This is a genomic window from Streptomyces sp. NPDC058671 (assembly GCF_042716475.1).
Lineage (GTDB): Bacteria > Actinomycetota > Actinomycetes > Streptomycetales > Streptomycetaceae > Streptomyces.
The window spans coordinates 24,093-39,913 of record NZ_JBHXSA010000025.1 but is presented as its reverse complement, the minus strand read 5'-3'; the positions used below and the strand labels follow the sequence as shown (position 1 = coordinate 39,913).

Genomic DNA, 15,821 nt, shown 5'->3' with positions numbered 1-15,821 from the left:
GGCGCCGGGGCCCGCGGGCCCCGGCTGGGCCGGCCGACAGTCCTACGCGAGTTTCCGCAGGGCGGTGCGGACGGCGGTCAGGTCCTCGTCGGAGGCGAGGCCGGCGTGGTAGAGCCGCAGTTCGGTCGCGCCCGCGTCGCGGGCCCGTTCGGCGTCGTCGGTCAGCCGGTCGGGGGCGCCGCCCATGCCGGCGACGACGGACAGGTTCGCGGCGAGGACGGTGTCGGGGCGGGCGTGGGCGGCGAAGTCCGCGACCCGGGGCGGGCGGGCGACCACCCCGTCCGCGAGGCCCAGGACGTGGGCCGGGTCGGTGCCGGCGTCGGCACCGCAGCGGTACGGGTCCGGGTCGGCGTGCAGCAGCACGCGGAAGCCGGGCGGCGCCGCGGCCCGTACGGCGGTGACGGCGGCCTCCTGGAGGGTCCGGGCGGTCCCGGCGCGCCAGGCGAGGGCGGGGGCCTCCTCTGGGCCGAGTCCGCCCGCGGGTCCCGTTCCCGCCCACACCGGCTCCAGGGCGCGGCGCACGGCGGCGGCCAGGTCGTCGGGGTCGGCGCCCCCGTCCCCGTACCCCTCGCGGCAGGAGGCGCAGAAGCAGAGCGACATCAGGTACTGCTCCCGCTCCCCCAGGGCGACGCCGCCGGTCTTGTCGTGGGCGTGCAGGTGGGCGAGGCCGTACCAGCCGCAGGACTCCAGCTCGGTGCCGGCCGCGCCGGGGCGTACGGCGGCCTCGGCGGCCAGGTCGACGAGCAGGGCGCGGACCTCGGGGCGGGCGATGCAGGGTGCCCAGGGGTAGCGGTCGCCATAGGCGTTGACGACGGAGGTCTCCGGGTGTTCGGCGCCGAGGCGGGAGTTGTGGGCGAGGACGACCCAGCTGTGCACCTCGAGACCGGTGGCGGCGAGGGCGTCGGCGGCCCGCCCGAAGGAGTCGCCGGGCGCCCACTCGCCGGCCGGGTGGGGGCGGAGCGGGCGGCCCGCCCAGCGATCGGGGTCGGGCGGGTAGAGCACGGCGGCGTGTTCGGCGGTGACGATCCGGTGGGCGGGGTGGCGGGGGGTCAGGGCCCGGGTGGAGTGGTAGGCGGCGGCGAGCGTGACCTGCGCGAGGCCGAGCCCGGCGAGGAGCGCGGGCGCGGCGGGGTCGCCGTCGACGTCCCAGGGGTAGACGAAGGCTCCCGTCCTCATGCGCCGGCCTCCTTGAGGAGGGCGCGGCCGTGCTCGACGAGCTGGACGAGGGCGTCGACGTGCTCGGGGGCGGGTTCGCTCAGCGGCGGCCGTACCTCGCCGACGTCCAGGCCTCCCCTGCGTACCGCCGCCTTGACGAGCGAGACGGCGTATCCCCGTCCCTGGGCGCGGAGTTCGACGAGGGGCCGGTAGAAGCCGTCGACGAGGAGGTTCACGGTGGTGTCGTCGCCGGTGGTGAGGGCGCGGTGGAAGGCGAGGGCGAGGTCGGGGGCGAAGCAGAAGACGGCGGAGGAGTAGAGGGTGACGCCGATGCCCCGGTAGGCGGCGCCGGTGAGTTCGGCGGTCGGCAGACCGTTGAAGTACAGCAGGTCGAGGCCTTCGGCGCGGACGGCGCTGACGATCCGCTGCATGAGGTCGAGGTCGCCGAGGCCGTCCTTGAGGCCGATGACGCCGTCGGTGCGGGCGAGGGCGACGGCGGTGGCGGGGGTGAGGATCGCGTTGTCGCGCTGGTAGACGATGACGTCGAGCGAGGTGGCGGCGGCGAGTTCGGTGTAGTGGCGGAGCAGTCCCGCCTGGTCGGCGACGACGAGGTACGGCGGCATGGCGAGGAGTCCGTCGGCGCCGGCCTCCTCGGCGAGCCGGGCGTACCGCACGGCGAGGGCGGTGCCGTAGCCGGCGCCGGCGACGACGGGCACGCGGCCGGCGGCCTCGTCGACGGCGGCGGCGACGCAGTCCCGGAACTCCTCGGGGGTGAGGGCGTGGAACTCGCCCGTGCCGCAGCAGGCGAAGACGGCCGCGGCGCCCGCGTCGATCCCCGCGCGCACGTGGGCGCGGAAGGTGTCGAGGTCGACGGAGCCGTCCGGCGCGAAGGCGGTGACGGGGAAGAACAGCAGGCCGTCGAGCCGGCCGGCGAGCGGGGCAGTGGTCACGGGCGCTCCCAGGAAAGTCCGTCGTGCAGGGCCATCGCGTGCACAGTTATGACTGTCATCCATATTCTTGAACACTGACGCTCCGCACGCTAGAACAGGGCGGAAGGGCCGGTCAAGAACAGAACCCGCCGTATCTCTCACCCTTGACGCTCCCTCGGGCCGCTCCCTAGCGTGTCCACGGTTGTGAATGCCACCCAACAGAGGAGATCCGCTCCATGTCCGCACCCCGCACCGTCCTGCTCACCGGCGCCGCCGGGGGCGTCGGCACGCTGATGCGGGAGCTGCTGCCCCCGTACGGCTACGAGCTCCGCCTCCTCGACGTCGCCCCGGTGCCGGGGGCGCCGGACGCGATCGTCGCCGACCTGGCGGACCGGGCGGCGCTGCGCGAGGCGGTCAGGGGCGTCGACGCCATCGTGCACCTGGCGGGCATCTCCCTGGAGTCGAGCTTCGAGAAGATCATGGCCGCGAACATCGCCGGGACGTACCACCTCTACGAGGCCGCCCGCGAGGAGGGCGTCCGGCGCGTGGTGTTCGCCTCCAGCAACCACGCCGTCGGCTTCACCCGCCGCCCCCGCGAGGGCGAACCGCCCGTCCCGGTCGGCACCCCGCACCGCCCCGACACCTTCTACGGCCTCTCCAAGTGCTTCGGCGAGGACCTGGCGCAGCTCTACTGGGACCAGCACGGCATCGAGACCGTCTCCGTCCGCATCGGCTCCTGCTTCCCCGAGCCCACCTCGGTCCGCATGCTGTCGATGTGGCTCAGCCCCGCCGACTGCGCCCGCCTCCTGCACGCCACGCTCACCGCTCCGGACGTCGGCCACACGGTGGTGTACGGCTCCTCAGCCAACACGCGCGCGTGGTGGGACCTGTCCACCGCGCGGGCACTCGGCTTCACACCGCAGGACGACTCGGAGGCGTACGCGGAGAAGCTCATCGCCGAGAAGGGCCTCCCGCCCGAGGGCAGCGCCGACGACCTCTACGTGGGCGGCCACTTCTGCGTGGACCCGCCCCGGTGGCCGCACTGACCGCGTTCCGCGTGGACCCGCCCCGTGGTGGCCGCGCCGACCGCGCCGACGGCACGGAGGCGGAGGTACGCAGGACCCGGCCGGACTGATACGGGGGAGCCGGCCGGGGCCCGGGTCACGGTGCGCGCTGGCGGACCGGACCCGCTCACCGTAGGCCCGGACGAAGATCATCGCGAGCCGCTGAACGCGGCAGCTGTCCGGATTGCGCGGCGGGTCGGCGCAGGGAGCGCGGACCGGCGCGCACCGCCCTCAGCCGGACCCGCGCAGGGTGCGGGACGGCGACTCGCCGAACTTCTCCCGGTAGCGCGCCGCGAACCGGCCCTGATGGCCGAAGCCCCAGCGCCAGGCCACCTCGCTGACGCTCACCTCGTCCGGCGCGGCCGCCCGCAGCTCCGCACGGACCCGGTCGAGACGGACCTCGCGCACGTACGCCATCGGTGACATCCCCACGTACTCCCGGAACGACTCCTGGAGGCGGCGCACGCTCACCCGGGCCAGGGCCGCCAGCTCGGTGGTCGTGAAGGGGTGCTCGGGGCGCTCCCGTACCGCGTCCATCGCCCGCTTGACCGGGGCCGGACGCCGCGGCTCCGCCGGGTGGGCGAGCGTCTCCCGCCACGGGTGCTCGGCGGCGAGCAGCAGCCCGTTGAGCAGCGCCTCCTGCAGGGGGCGCGCCACCAGCTCGTGCCGGGCGAGGCCGCCGCCGGCGAGCGCCTCGGCGGCGACCTGACGGGCGAAGCGCACCCAGCTCAGACCGGGCCCGCGGGTGATGTCCAGGCCGGGCGCGAAGACCAGCGGGCCCCGGGGCGGGCGGCCGATGAGCCGTTCGAGGCGGTCGCGCAGCGCGGCCGCCCCGACCTTCACCGACAGCGTCCGGCAGTCCCCGCTCCAGCGGTCGAGGAAGGTGTCCCCCGCCGGGTCGAGGAGCAGCGCCTCCGCGGCCGTCGCCACGATCGGGGCCCCGCCCTGACGCATCTCCATCCTGCCGCTGAGCGGCGCGTTCAGGTGGTACGCGCCCAGCTCCCCGAAGCTCATCCGCACATCGGCCCCGCAGCTCAGGTCGCCGATGACCAGCGGGCCGAGCTCGACGGTGTCGAACCGCGCGGCGAAGGGCCGCCGCTCCCGGTCGACGACGTCCATACGGCTCGCGTAGTAGCGGACGTCGAGCTCCTCGCGCGCCTCGTCCACGTCCCCCGTCCGGAAACGGCTCCCGTCCACCGTGTGTCCCCCCACCGGTCCCGGGGGCCCCTCCGCCCCCACTGCACCCATGGTCGAAAGAATATTCATATGCCGGATCTGACCGGGACGGGCGGGTAATCAAGGTGGCCGAACCCCGCGTGGGCGAGGGAACGGCAAAGGGGCCCGGATCGTTAGCCCTGGCATGACCGCTATGACCCCCGGCTCGAACATCCCTCTCACCGTCGCACGCGTGGCGGTGGACGTCGCCGCCCCGGTGCGGCTCGACGTCTCGGGCCTCCTGCTCGGCGCCGACGGCAAGGTGCGCTCGGACGACGACTTCATCTTCTACAACCAGCCGTCAGGCCCCGGTGTCACCTACCGCTCCGGCGGCGGCTCCGCCCCCGACGCGATCCTCGTGGACACCGGCGCGCTCCCGCCCGGCATCGAGAGGATCGTCGTCACGGCGAGCCCGGACGCCGCGGGCCAGACCTTCCAGGGCATCGAGCCCACGGCGACCCTGCGCAACGCGGACGACGGCAGTGTCCTCGCCACCTTCACCCCGCCGCAGCTGGCCACCGAGACCGCGCTCGTGGTCGTCGAGATCTATCTGCGCAACGGCGCGTGGAAGGCCCGCGCCGTCGGCCAGGGCTACGCGAACGGGCTCGCGGGCATCGCGACGGACTTCGGCGTCTCCGTGGACGACACGCCCGCCGCCGCCCCGGCGGCCTCCGTCGCCCCGCCCGCCCCCGTCGCACCCCCGGCCCCGCCCGCACCGCCCGCCGCACCGGTGGACCCCCGCGTCGCGGCCGCCACGCCGCCCGCTCCCCCGGCCGCCGCACCCGTCTCCACCGGCAAGATCAACCTCGACAAGGGCCGGGTCAGCCTCCAGAAGAACCAAACCGTGTCCCTGGTCAAGGGCGGCCGCCCGCTGCTCTCCCAGGTCAAGATGGGCCTCGGCTGGGAGCCCGCCTACCGGGGCAAGGACATCGACCTGGACGCCTCCGTCATCGCGTACGGCCCCCAGCGCAACCACCTGGACAGCTGCTACTTCGGCAAGCTGACCATCCTGGGCGGCTCGGTCAAGCACTCCGGCGACAACCTCACGGGCGAGGGCGCGGGCGACGACGAGGTCATCGTCGTCGACCTCGGACGGCTGCCGGCCGAGGCCACCGGTCTGGTCTTCACGGTCAACTCCTTCTCCGGCCAGAAGTTCACCGAGGTCGCCAAGGCCTACTGCCGGCTGATCGACGCGGCGACGAACGAGGAACTGGTCCGCTTCGACCTGACCACCGCGGAGCCGCAGACCGGCGTGATGATGGCCAAGCTGATCAAGCAGTTCTCCGGTGAGTGGGAGATGACGGCGCTGGGCGAGTTCGTGAAGTCCCGGACCGTCCGGGGCATGGTGAAGCCGGCCGCCCAGGCCCTCTGAGCGACCGGCCTCGGCGCGCGTCTAGAAGAGCGAGCTGTAGGCGTCGAGGGCGGGCTGGCCACCGAGGTGGGCGTAGAGCACGGTCGAGTCCCGGCCGATCTCCCCCCGGTCCACCAGGTCGATCAGACCCGCCATCGACTTCCCCTCGTACACGGGGTCGGTGACCATGCCCTCGGTGCGGGCGGCGAGCCGCATCGCGTCGAGGGTGGTCCCGTCCGGGACGCCGTACTCGCCGGCGTGGTAGCGCTCGTCCAGCTCGACGTCGGCCGCCGTCACCGGCCGCTCGACCCCGATGAGGGCGGCGGTGTCCCGGGCGATCCGGGTGATCTGCTCGCGTGTCGGACCGGGCTTCGCGGAGGCGTCGACGCCGATGATCCGGCGGGCCGGACCGCCCTCCTCGGCCAGCGCGGCGAAGCCCGCGACCATGCCGGCCTGGGTGGAGCCGGTCACCGAGCAGACCACCACCGTGTCGAAGAGGACGCCGAGCGCGCGCTCCTGCTCGGCCACCTCGTACGCCCAGTTCGCGAAGCCGAGGCCGCCGAGCCGGTGGTCGGAGGCGCCCGCCGGGATCGCGTACGGCGTCCCGCCGCTCTCCTCGACCTCCCGCAGGGCCTGCTCCCAGCTCTCCTTGAAGCCGATGCCGAAGCCGGCCCGGACAAGACGCACGTCGGCGCCCGCGAGACGACTGATCAGGATGTTGCCGACCTTGTCGTAGACGGGGTCGGGCCAGTCGACCCAGCTCTCCTGGACGAGGACGCAGCGCAGTCCGGCGCGGGCGGCGACGGCGGCGACCTGCCGGGTGTGGTTGGACTGGACGCCGCCGATGGAAACGAGGGTGTCGCAGCCCCGGGCGAGGGCGTCGGCGACCAGGTACTCCAGCTTGCGGGTCTTGTTCCCGCCGTACGCGATACCGGAGTTGCAGTCCTCGCGCTTGGCCCAGAGGGTGGCGCCGCCGAGGTGGTGGGAGAGCCGTTCGAGCGGGTGGACCGGCGAGGGCCCGAAGAGGAGCGGGTAGCGGTCGAAGTCGGTGATCGGCAAAGCGGCTCCCGGTGGGTGACTGCTGCGTGGACGGCGTTCCTCGGGGCTACCGGGACGGGGGCGCCGGCGACGGGGGTGCGGCAGGGCCGGGGATGCCCGTCACCTCGGCCACCTCTACGGCGTCGTCCGCGAGCTGTTCGAGCGCCGCCCAGATCTCCGTGGTGACCCGTACCGCCTCCGCCGCGTCCCCGGCCTCGCAGGCGTCGATGAGCCGGGCGTGCAGCTCGGCCGATCCGCAGCTTCCGGCGTCGCCGAAGAGCCGGCGCTCGACCCGGCGGATCAGCGGGGTGTACCGCGCGATCGTGGCGGCCGCGGCGTGGTTGCCGCTGGCGATGACGAGGACCTCGTGGAGCTCGTCGTCGGCGCTCAGGGCGGTCTCCACGTCGGAGGCCCTGACGGCCGCCGCGAAGCGCTCGTTGGCCGCGCGCATGGCCCGGACGCCCTCGGGACCGAGGAGGGGCACGCCCGTCCTGGCGGCGAGTTCGTGCATCACCCGCACCACCGAGGCGGCGTCCCTGACGATCCGGCTGACCGGCCGGGTGACCCGGGTGTAGCTCTGCGGCTTGGTCTCGACGAGCCCCTCGTCGCAGAGCCGGGCCAGGGCCTCGCGCACGGGTGCGCGCGAGAGCCCGAGCCGTTCGGCGACGTCGGCGTCCTTGAGCGGAGCGCCGGGGGCGAGGTCGCCGCGCACGATGGCCTCGCGCAGCGCCTCGTACGCCCGGTCACGCAGCAGGGTCCGGCCCACCGGCCGTAATGCGTCCATGGACTGACATGTTAGATGTCGGTCCCTGGGACCGGCCAGGGGTCAGCGACGCGGCTGGCGCCGCCAGGGGCCGGTGATCGCGACCATGATGCCCGGGTTCTGGATGCTGGCGAACAGCGTGTCGCCGTCGGGCGAGAAGGTGACCCCGGCGAACTCGCTGTCATTGAGGTCGTTGCGGGCGATCGGGTAGGTGCGGCCCGAGTCGGTGGCGCCGAAGAGGTGCTGGACGCCCTCGCCGTCCTCGGCGATGACGAGCCCGCCGTACGGGGAGACGGTGATGTTGTCGGGGCCGTCGTAGGCGCCGTCCGCGCTTTCGTCGTCGGGAGTGACGTTCACCCCGAGCAGCACCTTGAGGGTGAGGGTGCGGCGCTTGGGGTCGTAGAACCAGACCTGGCCGTCGTGCGCGGCGCCGGGGCTCTCCGCGCGCGCGTAGGAGGAGACGACGTAGGCGCCGCCGTCGGCCCACCACATGCCCTCCAGCTTGCGGCCGCGGGTGACCCGGCCGTCCGTGAACTGCTTGCGGACCGGGGTGGTGCGGCCGTCGCGGTCGGGGACGTCGACCCAGTCCACGCCGTAGACGGTGCCGATCCGGCTCGCCCGGGACAGGTCGTCCACGAAGCGGCCCGCGGAGTCGATGCACTTGGCGGCCTGGAGCACACCGGCGTCGTCGGCGAGGGTACGGAGCCTGCCGCGGCCGTGCTCGAAGCCCTTCGGCGGCACCCAGCGGAAGAGCAGCCCGTTGGGGTTGGAGGCGTCCTCGGTGAGGTAGGCGTGGCCGCGCTTCGGGTCGATGACGACGGCCTCGTGGTCGTACCGGCCGAAGGCCTTGATCGGCTTCGGGTCGCGGTTGGCGCGGCGGTCGCGCGGGTCGACCTCGAAGACGTAGCCGTGGTCCTTGGTCATGCCGTTGACGCCGGCGCGGTCGGAGTTCTCCTCGCCGGTCAGCCAGGTGCCCCAGGCGGTGCTGCCGCCCGCGCAGTTGGTGGAGGTGCCGGCGAGGCCGACCCATTCGGCGACGGTGCCGTCGCGGTGCACCTCGACGACCGTGCAGCCGCCGGCCGCGGCGGGGTCGTAGACGAGGCCCTCGGTGAGCGGGACGGGGTGGGCCCACTTGTCGCGGGTGCCCTTGAGCTCGTGGTTGTTGACCAGGTACGTGGTGCCCCGCGGCCCGGCGAAGGCGGCGGTGCCGTCGTGGTTGGACGGCGTGAACTCGCCGGACTCGAGCCGGGTCACGCCGGTACGGGTGACGACGCGGTAGGAGAACCCGGCGGGCAGGGCGAGGATCCCCTCGGGGTCGGCGACGAGCGGTCCGTAACCGAGCCGGTGGCCGTGGCCGTGCGCGTGGCCGTGGTCGTGGCCGCCGTACGCCTCCAGGTCGTCGGAGGCGAGCGCCTCGGGCGCGGTGGCGAGCGCGCCGACGACACCGGTGAGGGCGAGCCCCGCACCGGCGACGGCGGACTGCTTGCTGAACTCTCTGCGGTTGAGGGGCATGGTGTGGCGTTCTCCCTGTGCTGGCCGGATGTCGCGGGGCACCTTCCCGCGCCGCCACGAACACCGCCTGAACGCCACGGGAACACCGCCGGGCACGAAAGCCGGCCACGGACCTCGGGCACGAATCTCCGGGCACGGAACCGGAGCACGAACCCCCGCCCCGGCGTCCGCCCCGCACCACCTACCCCGCCGTCAGGACCCCGACCTGGAGCGGGCCTTGAACGCCGCCTTGCGGGCCTCCTTGGCCGTGTTCTTGTCCCGGTGCAGGCGTCCCATCGCCTCCAGGACCTCCGCCGTCGCCGGGTGCTCCACCCGCCAGGCCGCCTCGAAGAAGCCGCTGTGGCGGCCGGTCAGGCCCTCGATCAGCTCCTGGAGCTCCTCCAGGTCGCCGTCCGCGTCGAGCTGGGCCGCGATCGTGTCGACCGCGAGCCAGAAGACCATCGACTCCGGCGGCGCGGGCACGTCCGCCGCGCCGCGCTCGGCGAGCCAGACCCGCGCCAGGCCGCCGAGTTCCGCGTCGTCGAGGACCTCCCGTACCGCGGGCTCCGCCTCCGCGCCGACCAGCGAGAGCGTCTGCTGGCAGTGGAGGCGGCGGAGCGGCGAACCGGCGTCCGTGCCGCGCGCGGCGTGGAGCAGCTCCCGGGCCGCGCCGAGCGCTTCGCGTCCGGCCAGCCACGCGGCGGTCTCCTCCCGCGCCGCGGCCTCCGGGTAGGCGGCGATCCCGTCGAGGAGCGCGTCTGCGCCCTTCTCCGCGAGGTCGCCGACGGCGGGCGCGTTCACGCCGGCCTCCAACAGCCTGGCCCGGACGCCGTAGAGGCCGAGGGGAGTGAGCCGGACCATGCCGTAGCGGGTGACGTCCTCGTCGTCGACGGGCGGCGCGGGCTCCTCGCCCTCCTCGGCCATCAAGGCCTCGTCGACGGGCTGGTAGTCGACGAGGCCGATCGGCTCCAGGAGCCGGAACTGCTCGTCGAGCCGCATCATGGCGTCCGAGACCTGCTCCAGGACGTCGTCGGTGGGTTCGCCCATGTCGTCGGGGACGACCATGGAGGCGGCGAGGGCGGGCAGCGGCACCGGTCCTTCGCCGGGGCCGGCCTCGCTGACGGTCAGCAGGTAGAGGTTGCCGAGGACGCCTTCGAGGAACTCGGTCTCCACCTCGGGGTCCCAGTCCAGCGACTCGATGTCGATCTCGCCGTCCTCGTCGAGGATGGCGTCCAGGTCGTCGAGGACGGGCGCGACGGCGTCGGCGAAGACCGTGTCGAAGCCCTCGAGCCAGAGCGCGAGGACGTCCTGGGGCGAACCGCCCGTGACGACCGCCAGGTTCTCGCCGGGCGCGGCCCGGCCCGCGGTGTCGCCCTCCTCCGCCTCCTGGCCGTCCTCCACGGCCACGAGGCCGGTGTCGACGGCGAGCCGCCAGGCGTCGCCGGCCCACATCTCGGCGTCCTCGTCGTCGCCGAGGCCCAGGACCTCGACGGCCTCGGGCAGCTGCTCGTCGACGAGTTCGCCGCCCGCGTCGACCCGGGTGTCGGGTCCGGCCCAGCGGGCGAGCCGTACCGCGTGGGCGAGGAGGGGGGCGGCCAGGGCGTCCCGCGCCAGCTCCGCGTCCGCAAGGAGCCGAACGGGGGGAAGGGTGGGGTGCTCCGCTGACATCTCGGGGGTCTCCTCGGGGCGTGGGTGAAGGGGGCTCGAACAGCGGCTCTCAGCGTAGACGCATCCGGGGGGACGTCCGGCGGTTCACGGATCCGTCAGCCTTCGTACACCCGTCGACCCTTGACAAGTGGGGCGCTCTGCCAAGAGATTGACGCGCGTAGATGATTCTGCCGTTCCTCCAAGCACCCCCGGAGTCCCTGATGCCTTCCTCCATACCGAGATCTGCCGGCCGTACCGTGGCGCGATCCGCCGCGGTCTCCGCCGTCGTCGCCTCGGCCCTCGCCGCGGGTCTGCTCGGCGGTTCGTCGAGCGCCGCGGCCGAGGACGCCGCCGGTGTCCGCATCCACGACATCCAGGGCACGACCCGTGTCTCGCCCCTCGTCGGCAAGCAGGTCACCGGCGTGACGGGCATCGTCACCGGCGTCCGCACCTACGGCTCGCGCGGATTCTGGATCCAGGACCCCCAGGCCGACGCGGACCCGGCGACCAGCGAGGGCCTCTTCGTCTTCACCAGCTCCGTCCCGACGGTGGCCGTCGGTGACGCGGTCAGCCTGAACGGCACGGTCACCGAGTACGTCCCCGGTGGCCTGAACTCGGGCAACCAGTCGCTCACGCAGCTCTCGAAGCCGGTCGTCACCGTGCTCTCGCAGGGCAACGCCGTCCCGGCCCCCGTGACGATCTCGGCCTGGTCCGTGCCCGACGCGTACGCCCCCGAGGGCGACCCGGCGGCCGGCGGGTCCGTCAACGGCCTGACGCTCGACCCCGAGGCGTACGCCCTGGACTACTACGAGTCCCTCGAAGGCACCAACGTCCGGATCGGCTCCTCGCGCGTGGTCGGCGCCACCGACCCGTACGCGGAGCTGTGGGTGACGGTGAAGCCGTGGGAGAACCGCAACCGGCGCGGCGGCACGGTCTACGGCTCGTACGAGTCGCAGAACACCGGGCGGCTCCAGATCCAGTCGCTGACGCCGCTCGCCCAGCAGCCGTTCCCCAAGGCGAACGTCGGCGACCGGCTGACCGGCACGACCGAGGGCCCGCTCGACTTCAACCAGTTCGGCGGCTACACGCTGACGGCCCGCACCCTCGGCACGGTCGTCGACCGGGGCCTGGAGCGCGAGACCACGGACCGGCAGCACAAGAACGAGCTGGCCGTGGCCACGTACAACGTGGAGAACCTCGACCCGAGCGACCCGCAGGAGAAGTTCGACGCGCTCGCGAAGGCGGTCGTCGACAACCTCGCCTCGCCCGACGTCCTGGCTCTGGAAGAGATCCAGGACAACACCGGCGCCAAGAACGACGGCACGGTCGCCGCCGATCTGACCGTGAAGAAGTTCACGGACGCGATCGTGGCGGCCGGCGGCCCGGCGTACGAGTGGCGCTCGGTCGACCCGGAGAACAACAAGGACGGCGGCGAGCCCGGCGGCAATATCCGTCAGGTCTTCCTCTTCAACCCCGAGCGGGTCTCCTTCACGGACCGCGCGGGCGGCGACGCGACCACCGCCACCGCGGTGACGGGCCGCAAGGGCCACGCCGCCCTGACCGTCTCGCCCGGCCGCATCGACCCGGCGAACACCGCCTGGGAGAGCAGCCGCAAGCCGCTCGCGGGCGAGTTCGTCTTCCGCGGCCGTACGGTCTTCGTCATCGCCAACCACTTCGGTTCGAAGGGCGGCGACGAGGGCCTGACCTCGCACCACCAGCCGCCGAACCGTTCCTCCGAGGCCAAGCGCCTGCTCCAGGCGCAGGCCGTGAACGCCTTCGTGAAGGACATCGTCGCGCTGGAGAAGCAGGCCGACGTCCTGGTCGTGGGCGACATCAACGACTTCGAGTTCTCGGACACGACGCGGGCGCTGACCGACGGCGGCGTGCTGTACCCGGCCGTGAGGTCGCTGCCGCGCGGCGAGCGCTACTCGTACGTCTACCAGGGCAACAGCCAGGTTCTCGACCAGATCCTGACCAGCCCCGGCGTGCGTCACTTCACGTACGACAGCGTGCACATCAACGCGGAGTTCGCCGACCAGGACAGCGACCACGACCCGCAGGTGCTGCGCTTCCGCCCGTAGCGCGATCCGGCCGGTCAGGCGCCCGCGCTCAGGCTGAGCGCGGGCGTGTACCGCCGCACCCGGCTCGCGGCGATCCCCGGGTAGTGGTGCACCCGCGCCCAGGCCCCGTCGAGCGGCGCGTCCGCCTGCCACTCCGCGTGGGCCCGCTCGCTCGGCCACTCGGCCATGTTCAGGACGCGGGTGCCGTCGGTGGACAGGTGGAAGTGCGCGGCGATCCCGCCGCGTGCGGGCCGCTTCCCCGCGTCGCCGTCCATGGCGGTGAACACGGTGTCGACCCAGTCCTTCCGGCGACCCTGGTCCGGCCCTTCGAAGTCGACCTCGACGACCGCGAGTGCCCCGGGCAGCGCCCGCGCGCCCGGCCCGTCGAGGACGCGGGAGCGGTACGGCGGGGCGTAGCGGTGGAGCACCACCCGCTCGATGCCGGGCACGGCCGCGTCGATCTCGGCGTTCCGGTAGCTCCGGACGAAGTCCTCGTAGGCTTGTTCGGAGGTCCACTGCGAGTGGTGCAGCAGCGCGTCCCCGTCCGTGCCGATGTAGACGCTGTACGAGAGCAGTCCCAGGTCGGGCCACTCCCGGCTCTCCCAGGTCGTGCGGATCGCCTCGACGGCGGCGCGCTGTCGCTCGGGGCTGCCGACCCGCCAGGTACTGACGAGGACGGCGCCCACTCCGGGGCGGCGGAAGTCGGGGCGGGCGTCGGGGTGTGCGACGGCGTGCAGGACGGTGTTCATGGGGAGGTCTCCCGTTCTCGTGCTCGGATGCCTCCACCGTCCTTCCTCAACCAAGCTTGAGGTCAAGCGGCTTTCGAGGCCGGTCGCGCATCGAGATGCCGGTCCTGGTGGTCGGGGACCTCGCACCACCCTTCAGCCCCGCTTACCCCTCGGACCAAGCAGATCTACGTGGACCTCCACCGTCCGGTCCGGTCAGACTGCCGGGATGAGCACTGAACGCCCCTTCGGCCGCGCCCTGTGCGCCATGGTCACCCCGTTCACGCCCGACGGCGCACTCGACCTCGACGCGGCGGGCGACCTGGCCGCGCGGCTCGTCGCCGACGGCTGCGACGGCCTGGTCCTCAACGGCACCACGGGCGAGTCCCCGACCACCAGCGACGCGGAGAAGGCCGCGCTCGTCCGGGCCGTCCGGGAGGCGGTGGGGCCCGGCCCCTCCGTCCTCACCGGCATCGGCACCGCCGACACCCGGCACACCGCCGAGCTGGCACGCCAGGCCGAGCGGGCGGGGGCGGACGGACTGCTCGTCGTCACCCCCTACTACAGCCGCCCCCCGCAGGCGGCCGTCGAGGCGCACTTCCTGAAGGTGGCCGACGCCACCGGACTGCCGGTGATGGTCTACGACATCCCCGGCCGCACGGGCACCCGCGTCGAACCGGCGACGATGCGGCGCCTCGCGGAGCACCCGGGGATCGTGGCCGTGAAGGACTGTTCGTACGACCTGCTGGCCTCGGCCCGGCTGATCGCGGAGACCCCGCTCGCGTACTACTCGGGCTGTGAGGAGCTGAACCTGCCGCTGTACGCGGTCGGGGGCGCCGGCTACGTCAGCACGGTGGCCAACGTGGCGCCGCGTCAGCTCCGCGCCGTCCTCGACGCCTTCGACGCGGGCGACCCGGCGGAGGCGACCCGCCTCAACGCCCTGACCCTGCCGCTGGCCGAGCTGATGATGGCCTCGGGCCTGCCCGGCACGGTGACCGCGAAGGCGCTGCTCGGCGGACCGGTGCGCGAACCGCTGCAGCCCGCCGACCGGGAGACGGCCGACGGGCTGCGGGCGGTGCACGGGAGGCTCGTTCAGGCGGCGTCGGTGGTGTAGGTCCTGCCGAGGATCGCCGCGTGCTCCAGGACGTCCTCCAGCGGGTCGTCGATCTGCCCGGTATGGAGGAAGACGCTGGGGCCATTGTTCACGGTGGGGCCGTTGCGGGTGTGGGTCTCGTCCGCGCGGGCCGCGCCGGCCTGGAGCAGCACCGCCACCACCGTGAGCACCCCGACGGCCGTGGGCTTGATCCTCATGTCGACTCCTCGCCTTGCCTGCGTGCAGTGACTCTGCGCCTGTCTAACGCCGACGGTGACGCAGAGTCACCGGGTCAGTTGTGGCTGTGGAGGACGTCGTTGAGTCCGCCCCAGACCGCGTTGTTCGGCCGGGCCTCGACGGCGCCGGTGACGGAGTTGCGGCGGAAGAGGATGTTCGAGGCGCCGGAGAGCTCGCGGGCCTTCACGATCTGGCCGTCGGGCATGGTGACCCGGGTGCCCGCGGTCACGTACAGACCGGCCTCGACGACGCACTCGTCGCCGAGGGCGATGCCGACGCCCGCCTCGGCCCCGATCAGGCAGCGCTCGCCGATCGAGATGACGACGTTGCCGCCGCCCGAGAGGGTGCCCATGGTGGAGGCGCCGCCGCCGATGTCGGAGCCGTCGCCGACGACGACACCGGCGGAGATCCGGCCCTCGACCATGGAGGTGCCGAGGGTGCCGGCGTTGAAGTTGACGAAGCCCTCGTGCATGACGGTGGTGCCGGCGGCGAGGTGGGCACCGAGGCGGACCCGGTCCGCGTCGGCGACGCGGACACCGGCGGGCACGACGTAGTCGGTCATGCGCGGGAACTTGTCGATGCTCGTCACGGCGAGGTGCAGGCCCTCGGCGCGCGCGTTGAGCCGGACCTTCTCGATGTCGTCGACGGCGACCGGACCGAGGGAGGTCCAGGCGACGTTGGCGAGGAGGCCGAAGACGCCGTCCAGGCTCTGGCCGTGCGGCTTGACGAGGCGGTGGCTGAGCAGGTGCAGCCGCAGGTAGGCGTCGTGGGCGTCGAGCGGCTTCTCGTCGAGCGAACCGATGACGGTGCGGACGGCGACCACCTCGACGCCACGGCGGGCGTCGACGCCGAGGGCCTTGGCGGCGCCTTCGCCGAGGGCGTCGACGGCCTCGTCCGGGGTGAGCCGCTCGGTGCCGGCGGGGCCGGGCGCGTCGGTCAGCTCGGGGGCGGGGAACCAGGTGTCGAGAACGGTGCCGTCGCCGGCAAGGGTGGCGAGGCCGGCGGCGACGGCGCCGGTGGTGCGAGGAGCAGTGGTCATGACGGAAAACCTAA

At 73.5% G+C, this 15,821-nt stretch carries 14 protein-coding genes; 4 read left to right on the top strand and 10 right to left on the bottom strand.

Annotated elements, in window-relative coordinates:
- Positions 1-42: 42 nt before the first annotated feature.
- Positions 43-1,176, bottom strand: coding sequence for a hypothetical protein (locus ACFWV2_RS26850; RefSeq protein ID WP_384408580.1), 1,134 nt, complete (start codon positions 1,174-1,176; stop codon positions 43-45).
- Entirely contained in the window at positions 1,173-2,105 is a 933-nt protein-coding gene (locus tag ACFWV2_RS26845) for a 5-dehydro-4-deoxyglucarate dehydratase (protein ID WP_384408578.1), read from the bottom strand. Before ACFWV2_RS26845 ends, ACFWV2_RS26850 begins: the two co-directional genes overlap by 4 nt.
- A gap of 215 nt (positions 2,106-2,320) precedes the next feature.
- Between ACFWV2_RS26845 and ACFWV2_RS26840 the strand changes: the two genes are divergently transcribed.
- Positions 2,321-3,130 (top strand): NAD-dependent epimerase/dehydratase family protein, encoded by an 810-nt coding sequence (locus tag ACFWV2_RS26840; protein ID WP_384408576.1) that lies wholly within the window; start codon positions 2,321-2,323, stop codon positions 3,128-3,130.
- Positions 3,131-3,379: 249 nt separating this feature from the next.
- Here ACFWV2_RS26840 and ACFWV2_RS26835 read toward each other — a convergent pair whose 3' ends face one another.
- Positions 3,380-4,396 carry an AraC family transcriptional regulator gene (locus ACFWV2_RS26835; RefSeq protein WP_384408574.1) on the bottom strand — a complete coding sequence of 339 codons (1,017 nt, stop codon included), beginning with the start codon at positions 4,394-4,396 and terminating at the stop codon, positions 3,380-3,382.
- Between the two features lie 112 nt (positions 4,397-4,508).
- On the opposite strand from ACFWV2_RS26835, the gene ACFWV2_RS26830 reads away from it, so the two are divergent.
- Positions 4,509-5,735 (top strand): TerD family protein, encoded by a 1,227-nt coding sequence (locus tag ACFWV2_RS26830; protein WP_384408572.1) that lies wholly within the window; start codon positions 4,509-4,511, stop codon positions 5,733-5,735.
- A gap of 21 nt (positions 5,736-5,756) precedes the next feature.
- Here ACFWV2_RS26830 and ACFWV2_RS26825 read toward each other — a convergent pair whose 3' ends face one another.
- The 4 genes from ACFWV2_RS26825 to ACFWV2_RS26810 form a co-directional block, all read right to left on the bottom strand.
- Positions 5,757-6,773 (bottom strand): 1-aminocyclopropane-1-carboxylate deaminase, encoded by a 1,017-nt coding sequence (locus tag ACFWV2_RS26825; RefSeq protein WP_384408570.1) that lies wholly within the window; start codon positions 6,771-6,773, stop codon positions 5,757-5,759.
- Between the two features lie 46 nt (positions 6,774-6,819).
- On the bottom strand, positions 6,820-7,536 hold the full coding sequence (locus ACFWV2_RS26820) for a GntR family transcriptional regulator (RefSeq protein ID WP_384408568.1): 717 nt from the start codon (positions 7,534-7,536) through the stop codon (positions 6,820-6,822).
- A gap of 42 nt (positions 7,537-7,578) precedes the next feature.
- Positions 7,579-9,027, bottom strand: coding sequence for an alkaline phosphatase PhoX (locus tag ACFWV2_RS26815; RefSeq protein WP_384408566.1), 1,449 nt, complete (start codon positions 9,025-9,027; stop codon positions 7,579-7,581).
- Between the two features lie 192 nt (positions 9,028-9,219).
- Positions 9,220-10,674: a hypothetical protein gene (locus tag ACFWV2_RS26810; protein WP_384408564.1), complete on the bottom strand. Its 1,455-nt coding sequence runs from the start codon at positions 10,672-10,674 to the stop codon at positions 9,220-9,222.
- Between the two features lie 200 nt (positions 10,675-10,874).
- Between ACFWV2_RS26810 and ACFWV2_RS26805 the strand changes: the two genes are divergently transcribed.
- Complete coding sequence (locus ACFWV2_RS26805) at positions 10,875-12,734, top strand: endonuclease/exonuclease/phosphatase family protein (protein ID WP_384408562.1); 1,860 nt, start codon at positions 10,875-10,877, stop codon at positions 12,732-12,734.
- Positions 12,735-12,748: 14 nt separating this feature from the next.
- On the opposite strand, the gene ACFWV2_RS26800 is transcribed toward ACFWV2_RS26805, so the two are convergent.
- The gene (locus ACFWV2_RS26800) at positions 12,749-13,462 is read right to left on the bottom strand and encodes an antibiotic biosynthesis monooxygenase (protein ID WP_384408560.1); all 714 of its coding nucleotides are present in this window, start codon (positions 13,460-13,462) and stop codon (positions 12,749-12,751) included.
- Positions 13,463-13,667: 205 nt separating this feature from the next.
- Here ACFWV2_RS26800 and dapA point away from each other — a divergent pair, with 205 nt between their 5' ends.
- Entirely contained in the window at positions 13,668-14,552 is an 885-nt protein-coding gene (gene dapA / locus ACFWV2_RS26795) for a 4-hydroxy-tetrahydrodipicolinate synthase (RefSeq protein ID WP_384408558.1), read from the top strand.
- Here dapA and ACFWV2_RS26790 read toward each other — a convergent pair.
- Together ACFWV2_RS26790 and dapD are read right to left on the bottom strand one after the other, a co-directional pair.
- Positions 14,531-14,749 carry a hypothetical protein gene (locus ACFWV2_RS26790; protein ID WP_360782714.1) on the bottom strand — a complete coding sequence of 73 codons (219 nt, stop codon included), beginning with the start codon at positions 14,747-14,749 and terminating at the stop codon, positions 14,531-14,533. The genes dapA and ACFWV2_RS26790 overlap by 22 nt on opposite strands.
- A gap of 74 nt (positions 14,750-14,823) precedes the next feature.
- Entirely contained in the window at positions 14,824-15,807 is a 984-nt protein-coding gene (dapD, locus tag ACFWV2_RS26785) for a 2,3,4,5-tetrahydropyridine-2,6-dicarboxylate N-succinyltransferase (protein WP_384408555.1), read from the bottom strand.
- Positions 15,808-15,821 lie beyond the last annotated feature (14 nt).

Bases quoted from the DNA above. Each gene is read 5' to 3' on its own strand.
- ACFWV2_RS26790 (WP_360782714.1), bottom strand. From the start codon at position 14,749: ATGAGGATCAAGCCCACGGCCGTCGGGGTGCTCACGGTGGTGGCGGTG.
- ACFWV2_RS26850 (WP_384408580.1), bottom strand. From the start codon at position 1,176: ATGAGGACGGGAGCCTTCGTCTACCCCTGGGACGTCGACGGCGACCCC.
- ACFWV2_RS26800 (WP_384408560.1), bottom strand. From the start codon at position 13,462: ATGAACACCGTCCTGCACGCCGTCGCACACCCCGACGCCCGCCCCGAC.
- ACFWV2_RS26835 (WP_384408574.1), bottom strand. From the start codon at position 4,396: ATGGGTGCAGTGGGGGCGGAGGGGCCCCCGGGACCGGTGGGGGGACAC.
- ACFWV2_RS26840 (WP_384408576.1), top strand. From the start codon at position 2,321: ATGTCCGCACCCCGCACCGTCCTGCTCACCGGCGCCGCCGGGGGCGTC.
- ACFWV2_RS26820 (WP_384408568.1), bottom strand. From the start codon at position 7,536: ATGGACGCATTACGGCCGGTGGGCCGGACCCTGCTGCGTGACCGGGCG.
- ACFWV2_RS26805 (WP_384408562.1), top strand. From the start codon at position 10,875: ATGCCTTCCTCCATACCGAGATCTGCCGGCCGTACCGTGGCGCGATCC.
- dapD (WP_384408555.1), bottom strand. From the start codon at position 15,807: ATGACCACTGCTCCTCGCACCACCGGCGCCGTCGCCGCCGGCCTCGCC.
- dapA (WP_384408558.1), top strand. From the start codon at position 13,668: ATGAGCACTGAACGCCCCTTCGGCCGCGCCCTGTGCGCCATGGTCACC.
- ACFWV2_RS26830 (WP_384408572.1), top strand. From the start codon at position 4,509: ATGACCGCTATGACCCCCGGCTCGAACATCCCTCTCACCGTCGCACGC.
- ACFWV2_RS26815 (WP_384408566.1), bottom strand. From the start codon at position 9,027: ATGCCCCTCAACCGCAGAGAGTTCAGCAAGCAGTCCGCCGTCGCCGGT.
- ACFWV2_RS26810 (WP_384408564.1), bottom strand. From the start codon at position 10,674: ATGTCAGCGGAGCACCCCACCCTTCCCCCCGTTCGGCTCCTTGCGGAC.